Genomic DNA, 21618 nt, shown 5'->3' with positions numbered 1-21618 from the left:
CCAGGGCAAGCCCGCCTGGCGCTAGCCAGCCTTGCGTTCCAGATTGGGCAACAACGCCGTAATCACTCCAAGCAGCGGCAGATAGGCGCACAGCTGGTAGACATGGGTCACGCTGGTCATGTCCGCCAACTGGCCCAAGGCGGCTGCCGCGATGCCCGAGAAGCCGAACATCAGGCCGAAGAACACCCCGGCGATCATGCCCACCTTGCCCGGCACCAGTTCCTGGGCGTAGACGATGATGGCCGAGAAGGCGGAAGACAGAATCAGGCCGATCAGCACGCTCAGCACACCGGTACCAACGAGGTTGGCATGTGGCAGCAGCAGGGTGAAGGGAGCCACGCCAAGGATGGAAGCCCAGATCACGTATTTGCGGCCTATACGGTCGCCTATGGGGCCGCCGGCAAAGGTACCCAGCGCCACGGCGGCGAGGAAGAGGAACAGGAACATCTGTGCCTCCTGCACCGGCAGGGCAAAGCGCTCTACCAGGTAGAAGATGTAGTAGTTGCTGAGGCTGGCCATGTAGAAGTATTTGGAGAACACCAGCACACCCAGCACCAGCAGCGCGCGCTTCACCTGCCGCGGGGTGAGGTCCTGCCGCACCGCGCCGCCGGCACGGGCCTTGGTGCTGGCATGGCTCTCCACCACCCAGCGGCTCACCCGGCACAGTACCGCGATCCCGAGCATGGCAAACAGGCAGAACCACGCCACCGCCCCCTGCCCGCGCGGGATGATGATGATAGCTGCAAGCAGCGGCCCCAGGGCCGAGCCGGCATTGCCGCCGACCTGGAAGAAAGACTGCGCCAGGCCAAAGCGCCCGCCCGAACCCATGCGCGCCACCCGCGAGGCTTCCGGGTGAAACACCGAGGAACCGAGGCCAACCAAGCCCGAGGCGACCAGCAGCAGCGGGAAGGAGTGCACCAGGGAGAGCATCAACAAGCCGCACAGCGTGAATACCATGCCGATGGGCAGCAAGTAGGGCTTGGGGTGCTTGTCGGTATAGAAACCCACGCCCGGCTGCAACAGCGAAGCGGTGATCTGGAAGACCAGCGTGATCAGCCCTACCTGGGCAAAGCTCAGGCCGTAGCTGGCCTTCAGCATGGGGTAGATGGAGGGCAGGATGGCCTGGATCAGGTCGTTGAGCAGGTGCACAAAGCTGACCGCCCCCACCACCGGCAGCAGAAAGTGGCCAGCCTGGTTGGCCGCGCTGGGCGCCGGCTGGGTAAGCGGTACGGGGGAAGCGAGGGTGTTCTCAAGGCTGGACATGGCGGCAAGCAGGGTAGATAGGGCCAGCCTAGTCTACGATGTCACCCATCAGGCCCCATGCCATTGTTCGTCGAGTAACTGCCAACCATGCCCGAGCGCAGCCGCAATGCCGCCGACTACCAGCACGTGCCGCGCCCCTTAGCCGCCATGGCCAAGGATTACCCGCACGGCACCGAGGTCCCGGCCCACAGCCACCCGCGCGCCCAGCTACTGTATGCGGTGCAGGGCGTCATGCGGGTGCACACGCCCGGCCGGGTCTGGACCATCCCGCCGCAGCGGGCGCTGTGGGTACCACCCGGCGTGGAGCACCGCCTGACCATGATGAACACGGTCGCCCTCCGCACCGTGTATATCGCGCCCGAAGCCGCCACCCTGCCCGGCCCGGACTGCCGCGTGCTGGGCGTGAGCGCCCTGCTGCGTGAATTGATCCTGAGCCTTTTGGCCGAACCGGTCGAGTACCCCATCCCCGGCCGTGGCGAGCACATGGCCGCGCTCATCCTGGCCGAGATCGCCAGGGCCCCCTCCGTGCCCATCGCCATCCCCTGGCCGCGCGACCGACGCCTCTTGGCCGTCTGCCAGGCCATCATGGACCAACCCGGCAGCCAGCATGGCATCGAGGACTGGGCCGCCAGCGCCGGCGCCAGCAGCCGCACCCTGATCCGGCTCTTCCCCAAGGAGACCGGCCTGCACTACCGGCAATGGCTGCAGCAGGTGCACCTGGCGGACGCGCTATGCCGGCTGGACCAGGGCGAGCCCATCGCCCGCATCGCGGCCGCCCTGGGCTACGCCAGCCCCAGCGCCTTCTCGGCGATGTTCCGCAAGGCGCTCGGGGTCGCGCCTACGCAATATCTGGCTGGCCGTTAACAAGGCTTATTTAACGCCCTTAAGCAGCAGGGCACACGCCGCGCGATAGGCCTCGTGCTGGTACTTGTTCAGGCTATCCGGCAGCACATAGCCATGTTTGCGCTCCTGCGCGCTCATGGTCTGGGCGGAGATCAGCGTGACCTCGCAATCGACCAAGAGCTGAAACACGCCCTCGATCTTGAAGGTGGTCGGCCCACCGGCAAAGTCGCCCTTCTTGCCGCGCTTCTTGATGGCGATACGCGTAAGGCCATTGCCCTTCGCAAAAGCTGCCAACTGCTCCGCAAAGGCCCGCACATGGGCCTGCTCGTCATCGTCCTCCAGCGCCAGCTTCTTTACCGCGAGCGGCACATGGCTAACCACGCCATCCGCCAGCGCCACCAGGGCGAAGACCGCCTCACTGCCTTTGATCTCTACACCACATACCTGCATTGCCAAGCTCCGTTCGGTATTTAAAGGCGCGCCGTCACAGCAGGCCCGCATCTAGATCGGCCGACTCTATCACGCCCATGCAGGGCGACGCGCAACACCAAGCGAGCGATTGGCTTCCCTCAGGAATAGGTGCACACTCCGCCCGGTCACACCGCTACAGGTAGTACATGAAACGCGGCTTTCACACCGTCATGGCGGCGCAGTTCTTCAGCTCGCTGGCCGACAATGCCCTCTTCCCCGCCGCCGTCGCCTGGCTGCGTTTGAACGATGCACCCGAGTGGCAGAGCGCCGCCCTGGTTCCCATCTTTGCCCTCTTTTACGTTGTACTGGCCCCCTTTCTGGGTGCCTTTGCCGATTCCCTGCCCAAGGGCCAGGTCATGTTCTGGTCCAACGCCATCAAAATCATTGGCTGTTTGATGATGCTGCTGGGCGTGCACCCGCTGCTCTCCTTCGCTGTCGTGGGTCTGGGTGCAGCCGCCTACTCGCCGGCCAAGTACGGCATCCTGACTGAGATGCTGCCCTGCTCGCAGCTGGTGAAGGCCAATGGCTGGATGGAGGGGCTGACCATGCTGTCCATCATCCTGGGCGTGGTGCTCGGCGGGCAGCTCGTGGGCGTACCGATCTCCAGCCTCCTGCTGGCGATCGATGTGCCGCTCATCAATACCGGCATCGATACCCCGCCGCAGGCCGCCATCTGCGTGCTGATGGCGGTCTATCTGTTGGCCGCGCTGTTCAATCTGCGTATACCGCGTACCACTGCGCCGCTGCAGCCGCTTACCAACAACCTGCGCATCCTGGTCAACGACTTCTCGCGCTGCAACGCCAAGTTGTGGGCAGACAAGCTGGGGCAGATCTCGCTGGCCACCACCACCCTGTTCTGGGGCGCTTCGGCCAACCTCAAATACATTGTGCTGGCCTGGGCCGCCGCGGTGTTGACCTTTGATACCACCCAGGCCACCACCCTCAGCGGCGTGGTCGCCATCGGCCTTGCCGGCGGTGCGGTACTGGCCTCAGCCCGTACCCGGCTTGATCAGGCCACCCGCGTCATTCCGCTGGGGATCATCATGGGCCTCTTGGTCATGGCCATGGTGCTGGTGCACAGCGTTTGGATCGCCGTGCCCTTCCTCATCATCCTCGGTGCACTGGCCGGTTACCTGGTCGTACCCATGAACGCCCTTCTGCAGCACCGCGGCCACAAGCTCATGGGGGCAGGCCGTTCCATCGCAGTACAGAATTTCTTTGAACAGGCCAGCGTCCTGGGCCTGGGTGGCATCTATGTCGGCATGACCCATGCCGGCATGCCGGTCACCGGTACGGTCGCCACCTTTGGCCTCCTGGTCGCCGCCACCATGGCCGCTGTCATGGCTTGGCACAGCCGCAATACCATGACCCACCGGGCCGAGCTGGAACGGCTCTACGCCATCGCCCGCAGCGACAAAGATTAAGCAGCGCCCCTTCCCCGCGACCCCAACCAAGCGACGTGCCGCCGAAATATTAGGGTATCCTTACGCGCTTTCAGCGGCGCCCCTGCTCCGCCGCATCCTTGCGTTTTCGAGAGGCATCCCCCCGTGTTTCGTTCCGCCGTCATCATCGCCACCGGCACCCTGGTGCTGTTCGCCACCGGCTGCGCCAGCCAGCGCCCTGCCCGTACCACCACCAAGGTGGTCTACACCGACCGTGACGACGCCTACCGGCGCGAAGAAGCCCGTCGTGAAGAGGCCCGCCGGGCCGAGGCGCGCCGCGAGGAACAGCGCCGTGAAGAAGCCCGCCGCGAGGAGGCCCGCGAGGAAGCCTACCGTGCCACCCACGGCAAGGTGGTGCAGATCGACCGGATTGAGGTGACCAAGGAGACCGGCCCGGAGGGCGCCATCATCGGTGGCGTGGTGGGCGGTGTGGTCGGCAACCAGTTCGGCAAAGGCAAGGGCAAGGCCGCCATGACCGTGGCCGGTGCAGTCGGCGGTGCCGTGGTCGGGAACGAGATCCAGAAGTCGCAGAACAAGCCCAAGCGCTTCTGGCGTGTGACGGTCAAGCTCGATAATGGTGGCATCAAGCGCCTCGACCAGGACACCATCGGCAGCCTGCGCGTAGGCGACCGGGTCGCCATCGACAAGAATGGTGCTAGTCGGGTCTGAGTCCAGACTATGCGCAGTTAAAGCTCGGCCAGCAACCCATTGCCCGGCACAGCTGGACGTTTAAGGGCCGCGCACCCAACGCGCCCCTCCCCTTCATACATCCCACTCCTCCGCCCTCGCCGGCGCTCGTAGCAGAGAGGGGTCCCGTCCGGTTCACGCGTTTCGACGGCCCTCACGGGCCGTTGCCGTTTCAAACCGCAGCCAGCGCCGCCTCGGGCAAGCAGCCCAAGCCCTGCAAGGTCGTGCGCACCGCTTCATCAAGCGGGGTATGCGGCTCACTCCCCAGCAGGGCCACCAGCTTGTCGTTACGCATGCGCACCGGCTGCTGCCAGAGGTAGCGCATCTCGCGCAGCTCGCGGAACACGGTCACAAAGGGCGAGGCCAGGGTGAACAGCCACCAGGGGATGGGGCGCACCGTGATCACCGGGTCGTCCACCGCCCGGCCGATGGCGCCGGCCATCTGCAGGCCATCCTTATCCCAGTGTCCATCCATATGGAAGGTCTCGAAGGCGCCCAGCCGGTCACCACATTCGACCAAGCGCAACATGGTCTCGGCCACGTCCGGCACATAGGCCCACTGGTGGCCGACGCCTTCCGGCCCGGGCCGACCCACCGCTCTCACCGGCTGGCCGGCCTTGACCAGGCCTTGGGCAAACCAGCTGTTGCCCACCTGTGGACCAAAGAAGTCGCCCGCCCTGACGATCAGCGTACGCACCCCTTGCTGGCTGGCGGCCTTGAGCCGTCGCTCCAGCTCCACCCGGATCTTGCCCTTGCGGGTCAGCGGCTGCTGCGGTGCGGACTCGTCCAGGTGCGCGAAAGCGTCCGGCCCGTAGTTGTAGACCGTACCCGGCAAGAGGATGCGTGCCCCGCTGGCCCGTGCCGCGGCAATGGTGTTGTCCAGCATGGGCAGCACCAGCTCGGCCCAGCGCTGGTAACCCGGCGGGTTGACGGCGTGTACGATCAGGGTCGCGCCCTGGGCGGCCTGCACCACATCGGCACGCTGCATGGCATCACCCTGTACCCACTCGATGCCGTCATTGCGGTCCACCATCGCCTTGCGGTTCAAGGCCCGTACCCGCCAGCCGCGTACCAGCAGCTTACGTGCAACCTCGCCGCCTATGCCGCCAGTGGCGCCCAGTACCAATGCCAGTTGCTGTGCCATCGCCCTACTCCTTGCGTTGTGATGAGCACACTGTGCGCGACGGCCTGACCAAACACAATTGACGCAATTTACATATCAGCTATACATTTTCGTATGAATGCCGATCTGGAACCCAGTTGGGATTTGTACCGCACCGCCCTGGCGGTGCTGGAAGAAGGTTCACTATCGGGTGCAGCCCGCGCGCTGGGGCTGACCCAGCCCACAGTAGGCCGGCAGATCGAGGCCCTCGAAGCGCAGCTTGGGGTCGCCCTGTTCAGCCGTTCCCAGCTCGGCCTCACCCCTACCGATGCCGCCCAGGCCCTGCGCCCCTATGCCGAGACTCTGCGCGCCACCAGCGCCGCGCTGGCGCGGACCGTCAGGAGTGAGGCAGAAGCCATCAGCGGTGCAGTGCGCATCACCGCCTCAGAGGTGGTCAGCGCCGAGGTGCTGCCCGCCATCCTCACCCCTTTGCGACATGCCCACCCGGCCCTGGCGGTGGAGCTGGTCGCCTCCGACCGCACCCGGAACCTCTTGCAGCGGGACGCCGATATTGCCGTACGCATGACCCAACCCGAGCAGGGTGCCCTGCTGGCGCAAAAGGTCGGCCGCATCAGCGTGGGTTGCTACGCCCACCGCGACTATCTGGCGCAATACGGCATCCCGCGGCAGCTGGCCGATCTGGCCCACCACCATCTGATCGGCTACGACAGGTTGGCGGCCTATATGCGTGGTCTGGGGGACTGGAGCGAGGCCTTCCGGCCCGAGCGGCTGGCACTGCGTACCGACAACAGCCTGGTGCAGCTGGCGGCAGTGCGGGCCGGCTTGGGCGTAGGCTTTTGCCAGCACGGCCTGGCGCGGCGCAATCCGGACCTGCAGGCCGTGCTGCCGCAGGACATCGAGATCGGTTTCGATACCTGGATCGTCATGCACGCCGACCTGCGCGCCAGCCGCCGTTACCGGTTGGTGTTCGACGCGTTGGTAACCGGCATGGGTGAATACCTGAACGGTACTTGAACCCAACCTACCTTCAATGTGAAGCAGCCTGCCAGCCGCCACCCAGGCTCTGGTAGAGCGCGATCATGGCATTGAGCCGGTCGGCGCGGGACTGCACCAGCGCGAGGTCGGCAGAGAGCAGCAAGCGCTGCGCGTCGATCTGTTCCAGATAGGGCGAATAACCCGCCTTGTAACGCTTGGTGGCATAGACCAGCGTCTGTGCCAGTGCTTCGCGCTGGCTGTCCAGCGCCTGCTCCTGCGCCTCGCTGTACTGCACCGTGGCAAGTGCATCCTCCACCTCGCGGAATGCAGTCAGCGCTGCCTTGCGGTAGGCGTAGGCCGCCTGGTCACGACGCATGGCGGCAGCGTCGGCCTGCGCATGCAGGCGGTCCCCTTCAAAGATGGGCGCCAATATGCTGCCACCGACCGAGAAGATACGTATGGGTTCGGCCAGGATATCGGCGGTAGCCACGCCGCCCGAGATCCCCAGCTGCACCTTGGGCATGAAGGCGGCGCGGGCCGAATCCAGCGCATGGTCGGCCGCTACCAGCTGTTGCTCGGCCTGGGCTATATCCGGCCGGCGCCGCAACAGCTCGGACGGCATGCTGACCGGCACCCGCTGCAGCGGCAGGGCGTCCAGCACCTGCCCGCGTGCAATGCCCCGCGGCGGCTCGCCCAGGAGCAGGCTGAGCGCATCTTCCTGCCGGCGTATGGCCAGCTCGGTGCCCGGTATCAGTTGCTCGGCAGCGCGGAACTCGGCCTCCGCCTGCTGCCTCTCCAAGGAGGGCGCATAGCCATTGTCGGCCCGCCGCGTGGCTACCCGTAACGACTCCGCCCGTGCGGCAACCGTCTCACGCAAGAGGCTCAAGCGCGCATCGAGCGAGCGCAGCGTCACGTAGCCGCTGGCGGCGGCGGCGGCGACAGCCAGCCTTACCGTGTCGTGCGCCGCCTGGCTGGCCAGCAGACCGGCCCGTGCTGCCTCAGTAGCCGAAGACAAGCGACCGAACAGGTCCAGGTCGTAGGAAAAGCTCAACTGGGCCACCCCGCCCTCCTGCGTCAGCGGCTTGCCGAAGGCACTCACGGTGCGGCTCTTGGATGGCTGGAGTACGCCGACCAGCTCAGGCTGCTCCTGCCCACGGGCCAGCCGGAACTGCGCCCTCGCCTCCTCCACCCGCCGCGCGGCAATGGCAATGTCCACATTGTTGGCCAGTGCCTGTTCCACCACCGCCGCCAGTACCGGGTCACCCAGGCCACGCCACCATTGCGCGTCCAGCCCGCCCTCGGCCTGTACCTGGCCGCGCCAGCTCGGCTGCGGATCGGGCAGCGCATCGGCCGGTATGCTGGGCCGGGGGCCGGCACAGGCCGCCAGCGCCAGCAACAAGCCGCCTGCCAGCGTGCGCCTCATGATTTGCTCCGCGTATCCACCCGTACTTCGACCGACATACCCGGCCGCAGCCAACCCAACATGGGCTGGTCAGGGTCGATCTGTATGCGCACGCCTATGCGCTGCGGCACTTTCACAAAATTGCCGGTGGCGTTGTCGGGCTTGAGCACGGCGAATTCCGACCCTGCCGCCGGCGAGAGCCGTTCCACTTTGCCACTGAGCTTGTCGCCCCCAAGTGCATCGACAGTGAAGGTCACCTTCTGCCCCGCCACCATGCGGGCGGTCTGGGCCTCCTTGTAGTTGGCAATGATCCAGCGGTCCGGTGGCACCAGCGACATCAGCTGGCTGCCATTGGTCACGTACTGCCCCAGCCGCACCCCGACCTCACCCAGTTGGCCATCCTCGGGCGCCACGATCACGGTATTGCCAAGGTCGATCTCGGCCAGTTGCAGCTGTGCCTGCGCCGCCTTCACCTGCGCCTCCAGCCCGCCCTGCCCCACGTCCACGGTACGGATATCCTGACGGGCGATCTCTTGCCCGGCCTGCGTCTGCCGTACCGCCGCCTGCGCCTGGCGCAGCGCCGCCAATGTCTGGTCACGCTCGCGCACCGATACCGAACCATCCTTGACCAGCTCCTCCACCCGCACCATGTCCGCCTGGGCGCGCAAAAGCTGCGCCTCGGCATTGGTATGGCTCGCCTGCTGGGCGGCCAGCCCGGCGGTACGCGAGGCGTGCGCCTGGCGGCTATTGGCCAGGGCCGCCTGCTGGGCTTCAAGATTGGCATGTGCCTGCGCGACCCGGGCGCGGTAGATGCGGTCGTCGATACGCGCCAGCACATCGCCCGCCTTCACCTGCTGGTAGTCCTTGACCTTGACCTCGACCACATAGCCACTCACCTGCGGTGCGATCACCGTGGTACGGCCACGTACGTAAGCGTTCTCGGTCGCCTCGATGCCGCTGTCGAAGGGCGGCAGGCCCCAACCGGCCAGGATCAGCAAGATGCCGATCAGGGCCAGTACCACGAAGATGATGGTATTGCGCCAACTGCGTGGCGGCGGCTGCCAGTGCGGTCTGGCTTCCTCGGCGACTGGCGCCGGTGCCGGTGCCGGTGCCGCGGCGGGTGCGACTGCCTGTTGCTCGCTCATCGACCACCCCTCCCACGTGCCCAGCGCGCGCGCATCAACAGCCACCCGTAGTAGCACAGCGCCGCCATGGCAAACAGCAGCGCCAGCAGGCGCCACTGGCGACGTCTTTCACCCATGGGGCCGTCCAGCGGCCCCAAGGCATCGCCCTCCACCAGCCCGCGCGGCCGGAGCATACGTTTCTCGGTCATGCTGGGGCGGCCTCCCTCGCCGCCTGGCGGCGCTGAATGAGCGCCCTGCGAAGGTTGGCTATGGCCACGTAGGCTGCTGTCAGCAATGCCAGCGCAGCCACCAGTTGAAAGACATCGTTGAAGGCGAGCGCAGCCGCCTCACGCTGCAGGGCTGCCCCCAGGAGGCCGTTGCCCTGCGCGCTGCGCAAGACCGGATCGGCGATCACGCCGGCCAACCGGCCGGCACCGCCTTGCAAACGGGCGGCGGCCTGCGGGTCCGCCGCCAGTACTTTTTCCGACAACGCCAACGCATGGGCACGGGTGGCGATCACCTGGTAGCTGCCCAACATGGCAGAGCCCGCCAGGCCACCCAGGTTCTGGGTCACGCTAAACAGCACCAGAAAGGTGATCTGGTAGTCCGGCCCGCGCTGCATCATCCGACCAAAGCCATAGAGCAGTGAGGGGCCGATGAATAGCGCGGTGCCCAGGCCCAACAAGGCCTGGCTCCAGTAGAGCTGCTCGGGCCGGGTCAGGTTGTTGGACTGGCTGTCGAGCCAGGCGCCGAGCGCGATCGCCAGCGCCGCCGACACCACCAGCACGGGCAGGCGCGTGGGGTTGAGCAGCAGCACCACGATCACCGCCCCCAGCACCATGGCCAGCAGGACCCAGAAGAACAACCAGCGCAACTGGTCGTTGGTCAGGCCTGAAGAAGACAATAAACCCACCGCGCCATAGGTCTGCTCGGCCAGCGCCAGCCGCACCAGCACCGCCACACCGGCAAAACGCAGGATGTCCTTGCTTGCCACCCAACTGATCTGCAGCAAGGGCTTGGCCCGCCGGTGCTCGATCAACACCGCCGCCACCACCAGAATGATGGAGGCCACCAGGGCCCAGCCCAGCCAGGGCGTATCGGTCCACCACAGGTAGCGCCCCATGCTCAGCACGGCGCACAAGAGCAGCGTGGCCGGCAGCAGCAAGGAAAAGGTCAGGAAGTCCAGCGGTTGGAAGACCTTGAGCCGGTCGCTCGGGGGTAGCGGGACCAGGTGCATGACCGCCAGTGCCAGCAGCGCAATGCCCATCTCGATGAAATGCAGCCCCTGCCAGGCACTCAGCGCCAGCATCTCGACCGGGAACAGCCGCGCGATGGGGGTGCCGAACTGCGGAATGACGATGCCCACCGCCAACGCCACCGGTCGCACCTTGGGCGGCAGGGCCTGCAGCAGGTTGTAGATGGTCATGGTGGTCAGGCCGGCCGCCGCCAGGCCGCTGGCCGCCCGCACCAGGATGGCGGAGTGGTAGCCGGGCAAGAGAATCTGTACCAAGGTGGCCAGCATGTAGGCCAGCAAGAGACTGGTGGTTACCGCCGGAATGCCAAACTGTGCGCGTGCCTTGATCAACATCAGGTTGGCGCAGGCATTGAAGGCCACGTAGACCGCGGGCAAGAGGCTGGCCTCGACCACGTAGACGCCCAAGGCGCCGGCGAGGTTGGGCACGTTCACCGTCACCAGCGCATTGCCCAGTGTGGCGCTGATACCCATCAACAGCGCGATCAGCCCGTAGCCCAGCCGGCGCAACTGCGGGTGGCGCGGCGAATAGGGCGAGCCAGGGAAGAGCGGCTGCTCGTCAGCTGCAAAGCGGTGGGGCTCTGGGGCGGTCTGCATCGAAGCGGGTTCCGTCTCTCCTGTGGCGCAGCGTAGGCCGGCACGCAGGGCACCGCTACACCGCTCTTCATCATAGTCAGCAACTGCCGGGCAGGAATGCCCCTTTCGAGGGAGCCCAACCAACCTCCCCTGGCACATCACCTTGTTGCCGCCGGTCGGGGACAAACGCAGCGGATGCTAGATAAAGTGCGGCTTGCCGGGCAATTGAAGAATCCTCAGCCAGCAACTGAACAACCTTCATGCCAAAGTGAACGGTACGCAACGCGGCGATGAATAAACTTCAGCACCCAAGGCTTGGCAGCAGGGTACCGGCTCGGGAATCATGCGCCGCCGCTTATTTATTGCCGTCGCACAACAAGGAATCTTCGTGGCACTACGCAGAGTCGATCTCAACCTCTTCCGCGTCTTCGAGGCCGTCATGCGCCACCGCAGCATCCGCGCCGCCAGCCGCGAGCTGCACATCACCCCTTCGGCGGTGAGCCACGCCCTCTCGCGCCTGCGCGTCTCGCTGGGTGACAACCTCTTCGTCGCCAGCGAGACCGGCATGGAGCCTACCGCCCGGGCTTTGGAACTGGCACCCCATGTGCGCGGCGGGCTGGAGCGCATCGACGCAGCCCTGCGCTCGGCATCGTTCGAGCCGGCGCAGTCCATGCGCACCTTCCGCATCGCCGCCTCGGACTACGCCTGCTCAGTCGTGTTGCCGCAGCTGGTGGCCCAGGTGGCACGCAGCGCACCGCAGATCGACATCCGGGTCTTTCCCTTCAGCCGGCTCGACACCATCCGCCAGCTCGACGATGGCCGCATCGATATCGTGATCGGCTGGTTCAACGACCTGCCGCAACGCATGCACCGCAAACTGATCTGCGAAGACAACGAGGCGCTGGTGGTGCGCCGCGGCCACCCGCTGGCCAGCGGTGAACTGAGCCGCGAGCGCCTGCTGGCCTACCCGCACGTGGTGGTGGAGCTGACCGGCAGCAACGAGCCCACCCAGGACGGTTTTCTGCAGGACCTGGGTGTCTCGCGCCGGGTCTGGGTGGAGCGGCTGCTGCTGGAGTTGGGCGGCGGCGACGCCGAAGGCCTGGTCGGCCGGGCCGCTGTCTCGGTACCGCACTACGCGTCGGTACTGCCCTTGATCGAGGCCAGCGACATGGTCGCCACCCTGCCGCGACGCTATGTGCAGGCAGCGGCCGAGCAAGGCCGGGTAGCGGTGCTGGATATCCCCTTCGAACCCTTGATCGGCCGACTGGAAGCTATCTGGCACCAGCGCGGCGAACAGGACGAGGGCCTGCAGTGGTTGATCGGCGAGTGTTTGATGCCGCTAGGCGACTAGACGGCCAGGCACGGCCCCCTCCAGAATGCCGGCCATCCGGCAAATCAAGGAAGCGCGCATGGCAGGCCTGCAAGGTGTGAACCAGATCGTCGCCCGCCACGGGCGCCATGCCCTCTTGCTTACTGCGCTATGTCTGGGCGGCTGCGCCACCTCGGTGTTCAACCCGGTCTCCAACGTACCGCTCAAAGGCGATGTCTCGCCCGACATGGGCTCGCATACGGATATCGTCGGGCCGGATGTGATCGCCCTCTCCTTCTCCGGTGGCGGTCTGCGCGCCGCCGCCTTCGCTCACGGCGCCTTGCGGGCGCTGCAAGAAACCCGCACCGCGGACGGCGACCTGCTGGACGATATCACCCTGCTCTCCAGCGTCTCGGGTGGCTCCCTGGTCTCGGCCTACTGGGGCGTCTACGGCCGCGATGGCCTCGCCGACTTCCGCCAGGAGGTACTGCTGCGCGACTATGAGCGCGATATGCGGTTGTCCATCCTCAATCCGCGCAACTTTATGCGCCTGCTGGGTGGCGGACTGAACGACCGCTCCAACTTCTCCGCGGTGCTCGACGACAAGGTGTTCAAGGGCGCCACCTTCAGCGACATCTACCAACATTCGCGCGCCGACGTGCGCATCAACGCCACCGACCTCTACCACCGCATCAGCTTCCCCTTTATCCCACGGGTGTTCTCGCTCTTGTGCAGCGACATCCGCCCCTACAAGGTGGCCGATGCGGTGGCCGCCTCCATGGCGGTGCCGCTGGTCTTCGCCCCTGTGGTGTTGCAGAGCTATTCGGACCACTGCATAGAGCCGCCGCCGGCCTGGATAGAACAGACCCGCAACGACCCGCATGCACCGCGCCTGTTCGCGGCCGCCGCCAACGGCATCGCCAGCTATCGCGACCCCAACCGTACCCGCTATATCAAGCTGGTGGATGGTGGCATCACCGACAACCTGGGCCTCTCCACGCTTTTGATCACCCGCGCCCTCCTCGGCACGCCGCACGCGCCACTGACCGAGCGCGACGCGGTACGCATCCGGCAGATGCTGTTCGTGGTGGTCGATTCCGGCCTGGGCCCGCGCGGCGACTGGACCTGGCAGCCCAACGGACCGGACGGGGTGGACTATGCGCTCTCGTCCACCGATGCCGCCATCGATGCCTCCAGCCGCTTTGCCGCCGATTCCTTCGCCCGCATGGTGCAGGACATGCAGCGCGACACCATTGCCTTCCGCTGCCAGCTGCCGGCCACCGAAGTGTTGCGCTTGCGCGGCACCCTGGATGGCTGGCGTTGTGACGATGTGAAGTTCGAGGTCGAGCTACTGTCCTTCGCCAGCTTCGACCCGGCCACCCGGAAGCGGCTCGACGCCATTCCCACCCGGCTGACGCTCACCGAGGAACAGGTCGATACCGCTATCAAGGCGGGCGAAGAGGGCATGCGGCATTTACCATCGCTGCAACGCTATCTGGCCCGGCGCGCCCAGAGCATAGCCACGGCACCTCATTAAGTGGTTTGATACCCGTCATGGCGCTTCAATGTTAGTCTGTTCTAATATGCCGCACTGACGACCCTGCATTCCAGGCAGGGCGCGGCCGGCAAGCTCATTGCCGACCTTCCGGAAACCCGTGCCAGCCATGTCTTTCGCCGCCTTGCTCAAGCGCGCAGTGCAGTCCCTGCGCCGCTTTCCAGTGCCCGCGCTGCCTCCCCAGGCCGACGCGGTGCTGGCGCGTGCGCTCGACGCCGTCACCCAGGGGGTGTTGCTGGCGGGGCCGGACCGCCGCATCGTCTCGGCCAATGCCGCCTTCAGTCGCATCAGCGGATACAGCGCCGACGAGGTCCTGGGCCTCAGCTGCGGTTTTCTGCAGGGGCCGGGCACCGATCCTGCCACCGCCGCCGCCATCCGCGCCGCGCTCACTACCGGTGAGGCCTTCGATGGCATGGTGCTCAACTACCGCAAGGACGGCACGCCCTTCTGGAACGAGTTGACCATCAGCCCGGCCCGCGACGAGCGCGGCCGGCTCACCCATTTCATCGGCATCCTGCGCGACGCCACCGAGCGCCGTCAGGCCGAGGCCGCACTGGCGGCCAGCGAGCAACGCTACCGTGAGCTGATCGAGCACATTCCGGCCGGCGTGGTGGTACACGGCCCACAGTCTGAGATCCTGCTGGCCAATACCCGCGCAGCCGAGCTCCTGGGCATCACCGTGGATGAGATGCACGGCAAGGGTGCCGCCGACAGCGAGTGGCGCTTCTTTCATGAGAACGGCCGCGGCATGCGGCCCGAGGAATTTCCAGTCAGCCGTGTGCTGGCCAGCCGCGCCGTCATCCAGCACCAGATGGTGGGCATACAGCGGCCGGACCAGAGTGGCATTCAGTGGGTGATCTGCAACGGCTACCCGCGCTTTGACGACGCCGGCACTTTGAGCGAGGCCATCGTCAGCTTCACCGACGTAACCGGACTCAAACAGGCCGAGCAGGCGCTGCAAAAGTCGGAGGAACGGCTGCGGCTGGTGTTGGAGGGTTCACGCGACGCCCCCTGGGACTGGGACATGGCAACCGACCTGGTCTACTACTCGCCACGCTGGTGGGAGATGATAGGTTACGAAGTCGACTCCTTGCCGGTCGATTCCTCGCTCTGGCGCAGCGTCACCCACCCGGACGACGTTGCCCGGGTGGAAAACGTGTTCGGCAAGGCGCTCAGCAGCGGCGCAAGGTCCTACGAGCTCGAATTCCGCATGCGCCACAAGCAGGGCCACTACGTGCCGCTGCTTGCGCGCGGTTTTATCCTGCGCGACGCCGAAGGCCGGCCACTACGCGTCTCGGGCACCAATACCGACCTCACCGAGCGCAAGCTCACCGAGGAACGCATCCACCAGCTGGCCTACTACGACCCGCTGACCGGCCTGCCCAACCGCCGCCGCTTGATCGACCAGTTGCAGCAGGCGCTGCAGGCCTGCCGCCGCAACCGCCTGCAGGGCGCGCTGCTGTTTATCGACCTCGACAATTTCAAGGCGCTCAACGATACCCTGGGCCACGACAAGGGCGACCAGCTGCTGCGCCAGGTGGCGGCGCGTCTCTACGACTGCTCGGCCGGCAGCCCGGCGTTGTTCCGGTTGGGTGGCGACGAGTTCGTGGTCCTGCTCGATGACCTGGGCACAGAGCCACACCGTGCTGCGCAGGCGGCAGAAGCCCTGGGGCAGAAGATCCTCCTGGCGCTGGGCCAGCCCTATGTGCTGGGCCAGCGCGAGCAACGCAGCACGCCCAGCATAGGCGTGGCCCTGTTCGATGAAGAAACCCGCGGCGTGGATGGCCTGCTCAAGCATGCCGACCTCGCCATGTACCAGGCAAAAGGCGCGGGCGGCAATACCCTGCGCTTTTTCGACGCCAGCATGCAGGCCGCGATCGACCACCGGGTAGCACTGGAAAACGACCTGCGCGATGGCCTGGAGCACAACGAGATGCGGCTGCACTACCAGCCCCAGGTGGACGAGAGTGGCCAGGTCATTGGCGCCGAAGTACTGCTGCGCTGGCAGCACCCGCGCCGCGGCATGGTATCGCCGGGCGAATTCATCCCGCTGGCCGAGGCCACCCGACTGATCCTGCCCCTGGGCCGATGGGTGTTGCGCAGCGCTTGCGAGCGGCTGGCCGGCTGGGCGCACGAGCCCGGCTTGGCCCCGCTCTCACTGGCGGTGAATGTGAGCGCCCAGCAGTTCCACGAGCCTGACTTCGTCGACCAGGTACTCACTATCCTGGCCGAGACCGGCGCCAACCCGACCCGACTCAAGCTGGAACTGACCGAGAGCCTGCTGGCCGAGAACATCGACGACATCATCACCAAGATGGCAGCGCTCAAGCACCACGGCGTGGGCTTCTCGCTGGACGACTTCGGTACCGGTTATTCCTCCCTGGGCTACCTCAAGCGCCTGCCACTGGATCAGCTCAAGATCGACCAGTCCTTTGTGCGCGATGTGCTGTCTGACCCAAACGACGCCACCATTGCCCGCATCATCATCACCCTGGCCGACAAGCTCGGCCTGATGGTGATTGCCGAGGGCGTGGAGGACGAAGGCCAGCGCCAGTTCCTGGCCGCCAACGGCTGCCTGGCCTACCAGGGCTATCTGTTCGGCCGCCCCATGCCAGCCGAGCAGTTCGAAGGCCTGATCACCCCCGCCGTACTGTCTGCCGGCAATCTCCCGGCCTGATCGCCCCCCGGTGTTGCAAAGGCCGCAAAGCAGCCCTGTTTTGCGTGATCTTGGTATAAAAATACCAATCAGTATGTTATACATTCAACACAATGGCCGCGATCCGGCCAACCCAATCTATACGCCCAGTGAGGAATCCCCATGTCGCGCCTCCATCTACCCCGCCTCTTGCTGCTCGCCACCCTGATCCCCGCCGCCTTCGCCGCCACGCCAGCCTGGGTGACGCGCAGCAACCAGCTGGCCGAACCGGTGCTCGCGGCCATCGCCCGCTTCGACCCGGAAGGAGCCAGCGGCAGCGGCCAGGAACAGTTCGACACCAATGTGGTGGACATGGGGCCCAAGCTATTTGAGCGCCAGCAGAAGGTGACCGAGGGCTTGCTGGCCGACCTGCGCAAGGAGCGGCAGGTCGAGACCGACCGCCATGTGCAGCAGGACCTCGACATCATGATCGACACCCTGCAGCGCAAGTTGCAGAGCGAAAAACTCAATCACGATCAGATGCTGGCCTCGGTGGATGTCTCGCAGATTGTCTTTGGCGGCCTGCGGAGCCTGCTGGATGCCCGCAACAAGCCCGAGCGGCAGGCGCGCGCGCTGATCCGCCTCAAGCGCTATGCCGGGCTGGAAACCGGCTACATGCCGCTGGCCGAGCAGGCCCGCGTCTACCAGCAGGCCGAGCTGCAGCGCCCTGGCCTGATCGGCCCCTATGTGGATGAAGTCCAGCAGCAGCTCGACAACACCGACTACTACCTCAAGGGTCTGGCCGAGCTGTTCAAGAAGGCTAATTTGACCGGTTGGGAGCAGCCGCTCGCCACCCTGGGCCAGCAACTGCATAGCTACGACGACTGGGTACGTAAGGAAGTACTGCCCCGTACCCGCAAGGAGGCCCGCCAGCCGGTCGCGATCTATGCCGATACGCTGCGCCAGATGGGCGTGGATATCGGCCCCGACGAGCTGATCGAACGCGCCACTGCCGACTACCAGGAAGTACGCGATCAGATGCAGACCATTGCAGCCCGCATCGCCCAGCAGCGCAAGCTGCCATCCAGCGACTATCGCGACGTGATCCGCGAACTCAAGAAATCGCAGATTGAACCCACCGCCCTATTGCCGCTCTACTGGCAGCGCCTGCGCGAGATCGAGGCTATCGTCCGACGCGAGCAATTGCTGACCCTGCCGGACCGTCAGGCCAATATCCGCCTCGCCAGCGAGGCCGAATCGGCACAGATCCCCGCACCGCATATGCAGCCACCGCGGCTGATCGGCAATACCGGTGAATATGGCGAATTCGTACTGCCGCTGACCAACCCGCACGCCAAGTCCAAGGCGGTGATGGACGACTTCAGCCACGATGCCATCACCTGGGCGCTGGCCGCCCATGAGGCGCGCCCTGGCCACGAGCTGCAGTTCGCCTCCATGGTGGAGCGCGGCACCTCGCTGCCGCGCGTGCTGTTCGCCATGAACAGCGCCAATGTCGAGGGTTGGGCGCTGTATTGCGAGGCCCTGGTCTTTCCCTATATCCCGGAGGACGGCCAGCTCTTCACCTTGCAGACCCGCATGATGCGCATGGCCCGTGCCTTCCTCGACCCCATGGTCAATACCGGCCGCATCAGCCCCGACGAGGCCAAGCGCTTCCTGATGGACGAGGTACTGCTGTCCGAACCCATGGCCCAGCAGGAGGCCGACCGCTACGCCTTCAACTCACCGGGCCAGGCCACTTCCTACTACTACGGCTATCTCAATATGCGCAGCCTTCGTACCCAGACCGAGATCGCGCTAGGTGCTCAATTCAACTTGAAGTCATTCAATGACTTCATCCTGGGCCAGGGCCTGCTTCCTCCACGCCAGATGCGCGAAGCGGTGATGCAGGACTTCATCCCCACCCAGCGCACTACGGCCAAACAAGCCAGCCGCTAAAGCGCGAGCTGCAGCCCATGCAGGGCGACCCCGTGGGGTCGCCCTTTTTTTGCCTCTGCCCTCCCCCCGGGGCCCAGCCCGACATGGCATGTAGCAACAGCGGCATCGACTACGCTGCAATGCGGCAAAGGCATTGATTGACATGACAAAAAAGCCGGTGCTACATTGCGCCGCAGAAGGAGTGGAACCGGTTCCATAGAGGTCGGTCCACACCATAACGATATTGGAGACAACACCATGAACTCGCCACTGGCCGAGAGCCTCTTTCCGTCTGCCGACTCTGGTTTCTGGCAGCCCGACTTCCTGCTCGGGGCCGCTACCGCCTCCTATCAGATCGAAGGCGCGGCCCATGCCGATGGCCGCCTGCCTTCCATCTGGGATACCTATTCCCACACTCCGGGCAAGGTACTCAACGGTGACAACGGCGATGTCGCCTGTGACCACTACCACCGCTGGGAATCCGACTTCGAGCTCTTGAGCCAGCTGGGGCTGGATGGCTACCGCCTCTCCATTGCCTGGCCGCGGGTGATGGACGCGCAAGGCCGCCCCAACCCCAAGGGCATAGACTTCTACAAGCGCCTGCTCGACCGCCTGCAGGAGCAGGGTCTGCAGCGCTTTGTCACCCTCTACCACTGGGACCTGCCGCAATACCTGGAAGACCGCGGCGGCTGGCTGAACCGCGATACCGCCTACCGCTTTGCCGAATACGCCGATCTGATGAGCCGAGAGCTGTCAGGCCGCGTGACCGCCTGGTCCACCCTCAACGAGCCCTGGTGCTCAGCCATGCTGGGCTATGCCGAAGGCGCCCACGCCCCCGGCCGCAAGAACCGCCGCTATGCCCTGCAGGCCATGCACCATCTGCTGTTGGGCCACGGCCTGGCCGTGCCGCTGCTGCGCCGTAACGATCCTGGCGCGCAGGTCGGTATTGTCGCCAATGTGGGCAAATCCTCGCCACAGACCGACAGTCCGGCCGACCGCCGCGCTGCCGAGCTCTTTGAAGTGCAACACAACGCCTGGGTGCTGGACCCGCTGCTCAAGGGTAGCTACCCCGCCGCGATGTTCGAGCTTTACCCTGGCACCGAGCCCTTGATACTTGAAGGTGACATGGCCGTCATCGCCAGCCGCCTCGACTACCTTGGCATCAACTACTATTTCCGCAGCAATGTGGAGAGCGACGGTAAGCATGGCTATACGGAAGTGCCGCTACCCGGTGTGGAGCGAACCCAGATGGGCTGGGAGGTCTATCCCAACGGTCTGCGCGACCTCTTGATCGGTTTTCGCCGCGATTACCCCACCCTGCCCCCGATCTATATCACCGAGAATGGCATGGCCTCGGACGACAAGGTGGTGGACGGCGTGGTGGACGACGCCCAGCGCATCAGTTTCCTCAAACGGCACTTCAATGCCGTCTCGGAGGCGATGAAAGCCGGAGTAGACGTACGCGGCTACTTTGTCTGGTCGCTGCTCGATAACTTCGAGTGGGCCTATGGCTATGAGCGCCGCTTCGGCCTCGTCCACGTGGACTACGCCACCCAGTTCCGCACGCCCAAGAACAGTGCCCACGCGCTGGCCGCATTCACGGCGGCGCGCAAGCGTCGCAACACCCTGTAACGGGCAGTTGTCATACTGCAGTAGCCCTTGAGGCGGGCAGCCTCATAAACCCACAGGGACATGAGCACAGCTCGGAGTCCCGAAAGAGGAGACATACCCGATGAAACAGAAGCAACTCAAGCTCGCCCTGGCCCTGGCCTTCCTCGGTGCCGGCCTTTCCGCGCAAGCCGCGGGTACCCGTGCGGAGGTGATCCACTGGTGGACCTCGGGTGGTGAATCAGCCGCCATCAAGGAAATGGCCAATGCCTACAAGGCGGCAGGCGGCGAATGGGTGGACAGCGCCGTCGCCGGTGGCGAGCAGGCCCGCGCGGCCGCCATCAACCGCATTGTCGGCGGCAACCCGCCGGCCGCGGCCCAGTTCAACACCTCGCAGCAGTTCCACGACGTGATCGCCGAGGGCCTGCTCAACAATGTGGACGACGTGGCCACCAAGGAAGGCTGGGACAAGATCCTGCCGGCGCCCATCCTCAACGCCATCAAGGTCAAGGGCCACTACTACGCAGCCCCCGTGAACATCCACATGCCGGCCTGGTTCTGGTATTCCAAGGCCGCCTTCGCCAAGGCCGGCATCAAGGCCGAACCCAAGACCCCGGACGAATTCTTCGCCGCGCTCGACAAGCTCAAGGCTGCCGGCGTCACTCCGCTGGCCCTCGGTGGCCAGGGCTGGCAAGAGAAGATCACCTTCGACGCCTGGCTGGCCCACGCGGGCGGTGCCGACCTCTATATGAAGATCTACCGCGACCGTGACGTGGCCACCGTCAACTCGGCTGCCTTCAAGAAGGTACTGAGCGACTTCAAGCGCCTGCACAACTATGTGGACGCCGGCTCTCCCGGCCGCAACTGGAACGACGCCACCGCCATGCTGATCTCCGGCAAGGGTGGCGTGCAGATCATGGGCGACTGGGCCAAGGGTGAATTCGCCGCCGCCAAGCAGACCGCCGGCAAGGAGTTCGGCTGCTTTGCCGGCTTCGGCCCACGTTCGCCCTACATCATCGCCGGTGACGTGTTCGTCTTCCCCAAGACCGACAAGGCCGACATCGTGAAGGCGCAAAAGCTGCTGGCCACCGTGATGACCTCGCCCACTACCCAGGTGGCCTTCAACAACAAGAAGGGCTCCATCCCCATCCGTACCGACGTGAACCTTGGCGAACTCGATATCTGCGCCAAGCAGGGCGTGGAGATCATGAAGGACAAGAGCCGCCAGATCCCCAACCCGGAAATGCTGACCTCCCCCGATATGGTGGGCGCACTGCAGGACGCCGTCAGCAAGTTCTGGAACACCAACCAGTCGGTCGAAGACGCACAAAAGGCCTTTGCCTCCGCGCTGAAGGGTTGACCTTCCCTGCCGCCCGTCCGCGCCGCCCATAGCGGCACTGCGGGTGCTGGCGTACTCT

The 21618-nt window shown here is 65.4% G+C and carries 17 protein-coding genes; 10 read left to right on the top strand and 7 right to left on the bottom strand.

All coding sequences use genetic code 11. From position 1 onward, the window contains the following. Nucleotides 1–21: 21 nt before the first annotated feature. Nucleotides 22–1263 (bottom strand): MFS transporter, encoded by a 1242-nt coding sequence (locus VIM95_RS01070; RefSeq protein ID WP_331981805.1) that lies wholly within the window; start codon nucleotides 1261–1263, stop codon nucleotides 22–24. 87 nt (nucleotides 1264–1350) lie between these two features. Here VIM95_RS01070 and VIM95_RS01065 point away from each other — a divergent pair, with 87 nt between their 5' ends. After that, a complete protein-coding gene (locus VIM95_RS01065) occupies nucleotides 1351–2127 on the top strand; it encodes a helix-turn-helix transcriptional regulator (RefSeq protein WP_331981802.1) in 777 nt (258 codons plus the stop codon). 6 nt (nucleotides 2128–2133) lie between these two features. Here VIM95_RS01065 and VIM95_RS01060 read toward each other — a convergent pair whose 3' ends face one another. Next, nucleotides 2134–2556: a DUF3010 family protein gene (locus VIM95_RS01060; RefSeq protein ID WP_331981799.1), complete on the bottom strand. Its 423-nt coding sequence runs from the start codon at nucleotides 2554–2556 to the stop codon at nucleotides 2134–2136. A gap of 167 nt (nucleotides 2557–2723) precedes the next feature. Here VIM95_RS01060 and lplT point away from each other — a divergent pair, with 167 nt between their 5' ends. After that, nucleotides 2724–4001 (top strand): lysophospholipid transporter LplT, encoded by a 1278-nt coding sequence (gene lplT, locus VIM95_RS01055; protein WP_331981796.1) that lies wholly within the window; start codon nucleotides 2724–2726, stop codon nucleotides 3999–4001. Between the two features lie 123 nt (nucleotides 4002–4124). Next, complete coding sequence (locus VIM95_RS01050) at nucleotides 4125–4688, top strand: glycine zipper 2TM domain-containing protein (protein WP_331981792.1); 564 nt, start codon at nucleotides 4125–4127, stop codon at nucleotides 4686–4688. Between the two features lie 190 nt (nucleotides 4689–4878). On the opposite strand, the gene VIM95_RS01045 is transcribed toward VIM95_RS01050, so the two are convergent. Continuing rightward, on the bottom strand, nucleotides 4879–5850 hold the full coding sequence (locus VIM95_RS01045) for an SDR family oxidoreductase (protein ID WP_331981790.1): 972 nt from the start codon (nucleotides 5848–5850) through the stop codon (nucleotides 4879–4881). 93 nt (nucleotides 5851–5943) lie between these two features. On the opposite strand from VIM95_RS01045, the gene VIM95_RS01040 reads away from it, so the two are divergent. Further along, on the top strand, nucleotides 5944–6843 hold the full coding sequence (locus tag VIM95_RS01040) for a LysR family transcriptional regulator (protein WP_331981788.1): 900 nt from the start codon (nucleotides 5944–5946) through the stop codon (nucleotides 6841–6843). A gap of 13 nt (nucleotides 6844–6856) precedes the next feature. Here the strand turns inward: VIM95_RS01040 and VIM95_RS01035 are convergent, their stop codons facing one another. The 4 genes from VIM95_RS01035 to VIM95_RS01020 are packed head-to-tail and all read right to left on the bottom strand — an operon-like array spanning nucleotide 6857 to nucleotide 11179. Further along, nucleotides 6857–8227, bottom strand: a complete 1371-nt coding sequence (locus VIM95_RS01035) for an efflux transporter outer membrane subunit (protein ID WP_331981785.1) — start codon at nucleotides 8225–8227, stop codon at nucleotides 6857–6859. Beyond that, nucleotides 8224–9351 carry an HlyD family secretion protein gene (locus tag VIM95_RS01030; RefSeq protein ID WP_331981782.1) on the bottom strand — a complete coding sequence of 376 codons (1128 nt, stop codon included), beginning with the start codon at nucleotides 9349–9351 and terminating at the stop codon, nucleotides 8224–8226. The genes VIM95_RS01035 and VIM95_RS01030 overlap by 4 nt, the downstream gene beginning before the upstream one ends. Continuing rightward, nucleotides 9348–9539, bottom strand: a complete 192-nt coding sequence (locus VIM95_RS01025) for a hypothetical protein (RefSeq protein ID WP_331981779.1) — start codon at nucleotides 9537–9539, stop codon at nucleotides 9348–9350. The genes VIM95_RS01030 and VIM95_RS01025 overlap by 4 nt, the downstream gene beginning before the upstream one ends. Then, a complete protein-coding gene (locus tag VIM95_RS01020) occupies nucleotides 9536–11179 on the bottom strand; it encodes a hypothetical protein (RefSeq protein ID WP_331981777.1) in 1644 nt (547 codons plus the stop codon). The genes VIM95_RS01025 and VIM95_RS01020 overlap by 4 nt, the downstream gene beginning before the upstream one ends. 367 nt (nucleotides 11180–11546) lie before the next feature. On the opposite strand from VIM95_RS01020, the gene VIM95_RS01015 reads away from it, so the two are divergent. The 6 genes from VIM95_RS01015 to VIM95_RS00990 all read left to right on the top strand — a co-directional run bounded on the left by VIM95_RS01015 (nucleotide 11547) and on the right by VIM95_RS00990 (nucleotide 21560). Beyond that, nucleotides 11547–12509: a LysR family transcriptional regulator gene (locus VIM95_RS01015; RefSeq protein ID WP_331981774.1), complete on the top strand. Its 963-nt coding sequence runs from the start codon at nucleotides 11547–11549 to the stop codon at nucleotides 12507–12509. Nucleotides 12510–12567: 58 nt separating this feature from the next. Beyond that, on the top strand, nucleotides 12568–14004 hold the full coding sequence (locus VIM95_RS01010; RefSeq protein WP_331981771.1) for a patatin-like phospholipase family protein: 1437 nt from the start codon (nucleotides 12568–12570) through the stop codon (nucleotides 14002–14004). Nucleotides 14005–14131: 127 nt separating this feature from the next. Then, nucleotides 14132–16699 (top strand): sensor domain-containing protein, encoded by a 2568-nt coding sequence (locus tag VIM95_RS01005; RefSeq protein ID WP_331981768.1) that lies wholly within the window; start codon nucleotides 14132–14134, stop codon nucleotides 16697–16699. Nucleotides 16700–16840: 141 nt separating this feature from the next. Beyond that, nucleotides 16841–18613: a DUF885 domain-containing protein gene (locus VIM95_RS01000; RefSeq protein ID WP_331981765.1), complete on the top strand. Its 1773-nt coding sequence runs from the start codon at nucleotides 16841–16843 to the stop codon at nucleotides 18611–18613. 237 nt (nucleotides 18614–18850) lie between these two features. Continuing rightward, nucleotides 18851–20224: a GH1 family beta-glucosidase gene (locus VIM95_RS00995; protein WP_331981762.1), complete on the top strand. Its 1374-nt coding sequence runs from the start codon at nucleotides 18851–18853 to the stop codon at nucleotides 20222–20224. Nucleotides 20225–20324: 100 nt separating this feature from the next. Further along, nucleotides 20325–21560, top strand: coding sequence for an ABC transporter substrate-binding protein (locus VIM95_RS00990; RefSeq protein ID WP_331981759.1), 1236 nt, complete (start codon nucleotides 20325–20327; stop codon nucleotides 21558–21560). Nucleotides 21561–21618 lie beyond the last annotated feature (58 nt).

Origin of the sequence: Chitinimonas sp. (genome assembly GCF_036568685.1) — a bacterium.
Taxonomy (GTDB): Bacteria; Pseudomonadota; Gammaproteobacteria; order Burkholderiales; family Chitinimonadaceae; genus Chitinimonas.
This window is presented reverse-complemented; position numbering and strand designations above follow the sequence as displayed.